Origin of the sequence: Micromonospora sp. HK10 (assembly GCF_000982955.1) — a bacterium.
In the GTDB taxonomy this organism is placed as follows: Bacteria; Actinomycetota; Actinomycetes; order Mycobacteriales; family Micromonosporaceae; genus Micromonospora.
Genome location: NZ_KQ058759.1, coordinates 1 through 7,560 on the forward strand (window position 1 = coordinate 1; position 7,560 = coordinate 7,560).

Annotated in this window: 8 protein-coding genes; 5 read left to right on the top strand and 3 right to left on the bottom strand. The window is 74.4% G+C overall.

Features of this window, described 5'->3' with window-relative positions:
- The 4 genes from LQ51_RS09670 to LQ51_RS09685 all read left to right on the top strand — a co-directional run.
- Positions 1-561: helix-hairpin-helix domain-containing protein (locus LQ51_RS09670; RefSeq protein WP_231605666.1), on the top strand; the 561-nt coding region annotated here is incomplete at its 5' end.
- A 225-nt stretch (positions 562-786) separates the two neighbouring features.
- Entirely contained in the window at positions 787-1,950 is a 1,164-nt protein-coding gene (locus LQ51_RS09675) for a low temperature requirement protein A (protein WP_046564383.1), read from the top strand.
- A 128-nt stretch (positions 1,951-2,078) separates the two neighbouring features.
- Positions 2,079-2,285 (top strand): hypothetical protein, encoded by a 207-nt coding sequence (locus tag LQ51_RS09680; RefSeq protein WP_046564384.1) that lies wholly within the window; start codon positions 2,079-2,081, stop codon positions 2,283-2,285.
- Between the two features lie 190 nt (positions 2,286-2,475).
- Positions 2,476-3,435 carry a TIGR03557 family F420-dependent LLM class oxidoreductase gene (locus tag LQ51_RS09685; protein ID WP_046564385.1) on the top strand — a complete coding sequence of 320 codons (960 nt, stop codon included), beginning with the start codon at positions 2,476-2,478 and terminating at the stop codon, positions 3,433-3,435.
- Between the two features lie 12 nt (positions 3,436-3,447).
- On the opposite strand, the gene LQ51_RS09690 is transcribed toward LQ51_RS09685, so the two are convergent.
- From LQ51_RS09690 to LQ51_RS09700, 3 genes are all read right to left on the bottom strand, one after another.
- Complete coding sequence (locus LQ51_RS09690) at positions 3,448-5,550, bottom strand: APC family permease (RefSeq protein ID WP_369799832.1); 2,103 nt, start codon at positions 5,548-5,550, stop codon at positions 3,448-3,450.
- Between the two features lie 100 nt (positions 5,551-5,650).
- Positions 5,651-6,085 (bottom strand): hypothetical protein, encoded by a 435-nt coding sequence (locus LQ51_RS09695; RefSeq protein WP_046564387.1) that lies wholly within the window; start codon positions 6,083-6,085, stop codon positions 5,651-5,653.
- A 127-nt stretch (positions 6,086-6,212) separates the two neighbouring features.
- A complete protein-coding gene (locus tag LQ51_RS09700; protein ID WP_156313022.1) occupies positions 6,213-7,088 on the bottom strand; it encodes an alpha/beta hydrolase family protein in 876 nt (291 codons plus the stop codon).
- Positions 7,089-7,214: 126 nt separating this feature from the next.
- Between LQ51_RS09700 and LQ51_RS09705 the strand changes: the two genes are divergently transcribed.
- Positions 7,215-7,560: ABATE domain-containing protein (locus LQ51_RS09705; RefSeq protein WP_046564389.1), on the top strand; the 346-nt coding region annotated here is incomplete at its 3' end.

Consider the following 7,560-nt stretch of genomic DNA (forward strand, 5'->3'; position numbering starts at 1 on the left):
GCCGCCGAGCCGGTCGCGGCCGTCGGTGCGCAGCCGGTTGCCACTGAACCGGTTGCCGAGGCCGAGCCGGTGTCGGCCGAGCCGGTTGCCGCTGCGGAGCCGGTGGTGACGGGTCAGCCGGTGGCCGAGGCCGAGCCGGTCGCGGCCGGTGAGCCGGTCGCCGACACCGAGCCGGTCGCGGCTACCGCCGAGCCGGCGGGTGCCGCGGCCCTGGCCGAGCCGGTCGCCGCGACGGACGGGCCGGCCGAGGCGACGCCGGTGGCGGTGCCGGCGCAGCGGACGGCCGTCGAGGACGCCGTCCCCGCCGGCGCGGAGGCGGTCGACGACTTCCGCCGGATCCAGGGCATCGGGCCCAAGCTGGCCGCCGCCCTGCAGGCCGCCGGGATCCGTACCTACCAGCAGCTCGCCGAGCTGGACGAGGCGGCGCTGCGGGACACCGTCAAGGCCGCCGGGCTGCGCGCCGCGCCGGGCCTGGCGACCTGGTCGCAGCAGGCCAAGGTGCTGGCCGGCGCCCGTGACGAGGCCACCGCGGTGCTCCCGGCGGGCGGCGCCGACGCCTGAGTCAGGTCCGGGCCGGTGTCGACCGACGGTCGTCACCGGCCCGGCCGGACCCCCGCGCGCTCCGGCGGGGGTGGCCGCCCGGATGGCCGAAAGCACACCCGGGCCCGAGCGGGCGTCGTTACGGTCGGTACAGGGCCGGAAGGGGCCCGCCGCGCCGATCCGCCACCGCAGGAGCAGCTCGTGCCCTTCGCCACGCCGGAGCCACCCCCCGCACGGCGGCCCCTGATGCGCGACGCGGAGTCACCGCGTCGGGTGACCCTGCTGGAGCTCTTCTTCGATCTGGTCTACGTGGTCGCGCTCTCCCTCATCTCGCGCGGCCTGATCGTCGACCTGGGCTGGGACCGCGCCTTCCAGGCCCTGGTCATGCTGATGGCGATGTGGTGGACCTGGGCGATCACCACCCTGGTCACCGACGTGTACGACCCGCAGCGCCCCGAGATCAAGGTGCTGATCATCGCGGTGATGTTCGGGGCGCTGCTGATGACCACCACCATCCCGGAGGCGTTCGCCGGCCGCGGCCTGATCTTCGCGGGGACGTACGTGGCGATCCATCTCGGTCGCGGGCTGTACCTGATGCCGGCCGTGCGGCGGGACCGCCAGACCCAGCGCCGGGCGACCCGGATCTTCATCTGGTTCGCCGTCTCGGCCGTGCCGTGGGTGATCGGTGGCGCGGTGTCGAGCGAGGGACTCAGCCGGGAGTGGTGGTGGGCGCTGGCGCTGGCGATCGACTACGTCGGCTTCCGGCTGGCCTACCCGGTGCCCGGCCTCGGCGTAGTGCCGGACGCCCAGCGGGCGGTGACCGCCGAACACCTCTCCGAGCGCTACCAGCAGTTCTTCATCATCGCGCTGGGCGACGCCATCCTGGTCGCCGGCACCGTCTTCAGCCTGCACCACTCCGAGGTGGAGAACATCGCCGCCTTCGCCACCGCGTTCAGCACCACCCTGCTGCTCTGGCGGATCTACGTGCACAAGTCCGGCGAGCTGCTGCCGCACGCCATCGCCCGCTCGCGACAGCCGGCCCGGTTCCTGAACACCGCCCCCTACACGCACCTGCTGATGGTGGCGGGGGTGGTGACCACCGCCGCCGGCTTCGACCTGGTGCTGCTCGAACCGACCGGGCGCACCCCGCCGGCCTGGCTGGCGGTCATCATCGGCGGGCCGGCGTTGTTCCTGGTCGGTCGCGCCGCGTTCGAGTACGAGGTGTTCAGCCGGGTGTCGCTGTCCCGCCCCGGCGGTGTGCTGGCCCTGCTCACCATCGCGCCGGGCGTGCTGTTCCTGGCGCCGGTCTACGCCTCGATGGGCGCCATGCTGGTGCTGGCCGGCGTCGCCGTCGCCGACCACCGGCGCAGCCGGGGCAAGCCGCCGGAGGAACCGGCGCCACCGCACTAGGCCCGTACCGGTGCCCGCCCGATGCGATCGAAATCAGCCTCGCCGGTGCCGCACGCCGTTTGGCCGGCGACCCGCCCGGGGTACATGACCTCCACCTCGAATCCACCACAACCCCGTGGAGGCAACCCATGCGTGGCACCTCGATACTCGGCGTCCTGGTCGTCATCTGGCTCATCATCGGCGCGATCGCCGCCGGTCAGCGCGGCTACTACTCCAACGACGACACCAACTGCGCCGAGGCCGGCACCATCCTGGTCACCATCGTGGCCGGCCCGCTGAACTACATCGGCGCCAACCCCAAGGTGGACTGCAAGCTCCCCGAGCCGTCCAAGTAGGTCACCCCCGCTCCGCTCCCCCGGCCCGCGCCCCGCTCCCCCGCGGCGCGGGCCTCGTCGTGCCGGCGCGGGCCGGCGTCACCGCCCGTAGGGCTTCCTAGGAGGCTGGGCTTTCGTGGGTGAGCGGGGCGTTTGCCGGCGGGCGGGACGGGAAGGGCAGCGGTCCAGGCGCAGGGAACGGGAGAACCACATGCAGATCGGCTACAAGCTGGCCTCGGAGGCGTTCGGACCGCAGGAGCTGATCCGTCAGGCGGTCCGCGCCGAGCAGGTGGGGTTCGACTTCGTCGAGATGAGCGACCACTACCACCCGTGGCTGGAGGTGCAGGGGCATTCCTGCTTCACCTGGAGCGCGCTGGGGGCTGTCGCGGCGAAGACCAGCACGCTGCGCCTGGCCACCGGGGTGACCTGTCCGAGCGTCCGCTACCACCCGGCGATCATCGCGCAGGCCGCCGCCACCATGGCGTTGATCTCCGACGGCCGGTTCACCCTCGGCGTGGGCGCCGGTGAGCGGCTCAACGAGCACGTCGTCGGACAGGGCTTCCCGAGCGTACGCGGCCGGCACGAGCGGCTCCGCGAGGCGCTGGAGATCATCCGGCTGCTCTGGCGGGGCGGCTACCAGTCGTACGAGGGACGGCACCTGCAACTGGAGGACGCCCGGGTGTGGGACCTGCCGGACACGCCGCCGGTGATCGCGGTGGCGGCCAGCGGGCAGGACTCGGCGGCGCTCGCCGCCGACCTGGGCGACGGGCTGTTCGCCACCGAGCCGAAGTCGTCCATCGTTGGGCACTACCGGGACGCCGGCGGCACCGGTCCCCGGTACGCCGAGGTACCGTTGGCCTGGGCCACGGACGAGGAGCAGGCGGTCCGGGCGGCGAAGGAGACCAGCCGGTGGGCGGTCACCGGGTGGAAGGTGATGAGCGAGCTACCCAACCCGGCGAACTTCGACGCCGCGACGGCCTGGGTGGAGGACCACCACATCCGCCAGCAGTTCTCGGTGGGTCCGGACCCGGCCGTGCACCTGGCCAAGGCGCGGGCCTACGTCGAGGCGGGCTACGACCACATCGTGCTGCAGAACGCCGGCCCCGACCCGGACGGCTTCCTCGACTTCTTCGCCGCCGAACTCGCCGCGCCGCTGCGCGCCATGGGCTGACCTCGCCGCGGGTCAGCCGCCGACGTGGATGCCGGGGCGGCGGGTGGGGTCCGGCTCGGACTTGCGAATGATCTCCCGGACCACCGGCGGGGTGTCGCCCCGACCCAGGATCAGGTAGCGCAGCAGGTGGGCGATCGGGTTGCCCTCGGACCACTCGAAGTGGCAGTGCGGCCGGACGCCGGTGGCGTCGCGCAGCGCCAGCAGGATCGCGGCGATCGCGTTCGGGGCGGCCGGGCTGCCGGCCCGCAGGATCCGGTACCCGCCGACCTCCACCCCCTGCACCCGCAGCACGCCGCTGAACCGCGACGGGTCGGTGACGTCGATCTCGAGGAAGAGCACGTCGGCGGCGCCGGGCACCGGGTTCATCCCGCGCTGCGCCCGCTCCTTGACCCGGTACTCCTTGAGCGAGCCGCTCTGCCGCTTGTTGGCGATCAGGTGCAGCCGGCCGTCGTGGGCGACCGATTCGGCGACGAAGCGGCGCGCGGCGTCGTCGAACTCGATCGCCTCGGCCCGCAGTTCCGTGGTCCGGGACACCCGGGAGACCAGCGAGACGACGATGATGCCGGCGATGAAGAGGCCGGAGATGGTGATCCCGTCGGGCTTCGCGACGACGTTCTCCACCAGCGCGTAGAGCAGCACCACGGTGAGCACCGCGAAGCCGCCGCCAGCGAACCGGTGCCGTTCCGCGTACGCGGAGATGGTCACCGCGATCGCCCCGGAGACCATCATGGCCAGGATCCCGGTGGCGTACGCGCCGGCCTGGGCGTTGACGTCGGCCCGGAAGGCGACCGTGATGCCGATGCTGATCGCGGTGTAGACCAGCACCACCGGTCGCACGGCCCGCCCCCATTCCGGCGCCATGCCGTACGAGGGCAGGTAGCGGGGCACGATGTTGATCAGGCCGGCCATCGCGGAGGCGCCGGCGAACCAGAGGATGAGGATGCTGCTGATGTCGTAGGCGGTGCCGAAGGCCTCGCCCAGGTGTTCGTGCGCCAGGAAGGCCAGCGCCCGCCCGTTGGCCGCCCCGCCGGGGCGGAACTCGTCGGCCGGGATCAGCACGGTGGTCACGAACGTGGTGGCGATCAGGTAGACCGACATGATCAACGCGGCGGTGGTGAGCAGCTTGCGGGTGTTGCGGACCCGCCGCGCCAGCCGCTGCTCGGGGTCCGCGCCGCCCCCCTTGACCAGCGGCATCATGCTCACCCCGGTCTCGAACCCGGACAGCCCCAGGACCAGCAGCGGGAACGCCAGGACGCTGGTGGCCAGCACGTCGCCGAGCCCGCCGAACCGGGTCAGCCGGTCGGTCCAGCCGGTGAGCACCGCCGGGTCGGCGGTGACCTCCGCCAGGCCGACGACCACGATCACCGCGTTCAGCGCCAGGAAGATCGCGACCAGCGGGATGGCCACCTGCACCGCCTCGTTGAAGCCCAGCAGGAACACCCCGCCCAGGACGAGCAGCAGCACCACCGTCACCACCACGGCGGCCGTGCTGCCGTGCGGGAACGACTCGGGCAGGATCGGATTCTCCAGCAGGTGCACGGTGGCGTCGGCCGCCGACAGGGTGATCGTGATGATCCAGGAGGTGGCCACGAACCCGAGCAGCACCAGCACGAAGATCTTGCCGCGCCAGAACGGCAGCAGCCGCTCCAGCATGGCCACCGAGCCCTGCCCGTGTGGGCTCTCCCGGGCCACCCGCCGGTACATCGGCAGCATCCCGAGCAGGGTCAGCGCGACGATCAGCAGGGTGGCCAGCGGCGAGAGCGCGCCGGCCGCCACGGCGGCGATGCCGGGCAGGTAGGACAGCGTGGAGAAGTAGTCGACCCCGGTCAGGCACATGACCTGCCACCAGGGGCGTGCCGACACCTGGTGCTCGCGGGTCTCCGGGCCGACCGGCTGCACCCGGTGCGCGAAGAGCCACCGGGTGAGCGGGCGGTCCGGCTCCCGGGGTCTGACCGGGCTGTCCACGCACGCCGGGATCACGCCCGGCTCCCGGCCGGAGCGTTCCCGCCGCTCCGGGTCCCGGGCGGCGCGCAGGGCCCGCTCCGCCGCGGGCGGGTGCGCGTGGTCGCGCCGCCCCCGGGTACGCCGGGGCCGCTCCCCGTTCCGCCCGTCCACCATTCGCATCCCTTCCCGGCCCTGTCCCGACGGTAGGCGGTGCCGCGGGCTCGCCCGGCGGAACCCGACAAAGCCGGCCGGAGATCCGCGGTGCCGGTGGTCAGCCGGGCGCGCCGACCAGCGCCGCGCGCAGCGCCTGCGGGTCGGTCACCGTGACGGTCACCGCGGGGTGGGCCGGCCAGCGACCGGGGACCAGCGCCGGCACCGGGGTGGCGAACCGCAGGCAGAGCCCGGCGGTCACGCTGCTGCCGAAGGTGGCCCCGCCGTCGGCCAGGGACAGGTGCGGCCCGATCGCCCGCCACCAGCGGTACGGCCCGCCCAGCTCCGCCCCGGTGATGTTCGCCCGGGGGGTGCATAGCCGCCAGGGCCCGAACCGGACGGTCACCTCGTCGGGGCCCACCTCGACCCGGGCCGTGTCCGGGCGGACCCCGAGCAGGGCCAGGGGCAGCCGGAACGGCCGGTCGAAGCGGAACGCGAAGCGGCGGACCGCGCCGTCCGGGGTCGGCCCGGTGCGGGCCGGTTCGCTCTGTGCCATGGCCGCGAGGTACCCGGCCCGACCGCGCCGACACCCGCCGCCGCTCAGGTGGGGCCGGCCCAGCCGACGCCCCGTACGCCGGGACGGGCCGGCACCCCCCGGGCCGGCCGGTCCCCACCCACCCGGATCATCCGCGCAGGTCCAGCCGGTCGGCCAGCCAGCCGAGCCGGTCGTCCCGGGCCTGGCTCGCCGCCAGGTCGTGCTCCTCCCGCGGGTAGAGCGACACCCGGGCCCGCGGCGCGGCCGCGGCGAAGGCGGCCCGGGTCTCGGCGCTCACGAACCGGTCCGCCCCGGCGAACTGGAGGTACGCCCCGGCGCCGAGCCGCCCCACCTGATCCACCGGGTCCAGCCCGGCGAAGACCGCCCGGTACGCCGCCTGCTGTCCCGCCGGCAGGTGCAGCCAGTACGTGTCGAACCAGTTCGCCCAGGTGGCGTCGGGCGCGAGGAGCACCGCGCCGCGCAGCCCCGGCTCGCCGGCGGCGAGGCCGGCGCCGTACATCGCGCCGTAGTCGTGGCCGACCACCGCGGTGCGGGCGCGGTCCACACCGGGCTCGGCGACCAGCCGCCGGTACGCCTGCCGCACGGCGTCGAGCTGGGCGGTGACCGCGCTGCGGTCCCGGGCGTCGCCGACCGGGTCGCCGGCCCACGGGAAGGTGAGCTGGGGCAGCACGGAGACCACGCCGCGCCCGGCCAGCAGGGTCGCTTCGGTGAGGAACTCGCCGCGGTCCTGGCTGGCCCGGCCGGGCTCGAACCAGTGCAGGTCGAGCACGCCGGCCAGCCGGCCGCCGGCCCGCTGTGGCCGGACCAGCCAGGCCCGGACGGCGGGCTGGCCGGGCACCGGGATCTCGATGTCGCGGACCAGCACGGCCGGCGCGGACCCGCCACCGGCGGGCGCGGCCCCGGTGGCGCCGGCCGGCGCCTGGGCATGCGCGCCGGCACCGCCGGTGAGCGCGCCGGAGACCAGCAGCACGGCCGTGGACGCGAGGATCGTGAGACGTCGCACCGCTACCACCTCCATCAGTTTCTAAATGTGTTTTACAACTGATGACGTTAGGATGGGCGGCGGCGATCGGTCAAGTACGGGAGGGACGGCGGGCGTGTCGACAACCGGGCGACGGAGCGGGCGCCGATGAGCGCGGTGCCACCGCTGGAGCCCGCCCTGCGGCTGGCCGTCACGCTGCTGCACAGCTACTGGGTGCTCCAGGAGCCGGCCGATCAGCTCTCGATGGCCCGGATCCGGGCCGCCGGCCGCGACCTCGACCTGGCCGGGGTCACCGACCCGCTCGGCGAGGACGACCTGCCCCACCTGCGCGAGCTGCGGGAACGGCTCTACCAGGTGTTCGCCGCGCCCGACCCGGCCGCCCGGCTGGCCACCCTCAACGCCGTACTGGCCGAGGTCAGCGCCGGCACCGCCGTCGAGTGCGGCCCGGACGGCGCGCTGCGGCTCACCCCGCTGCCCCGGCCCGGCCCGGTCG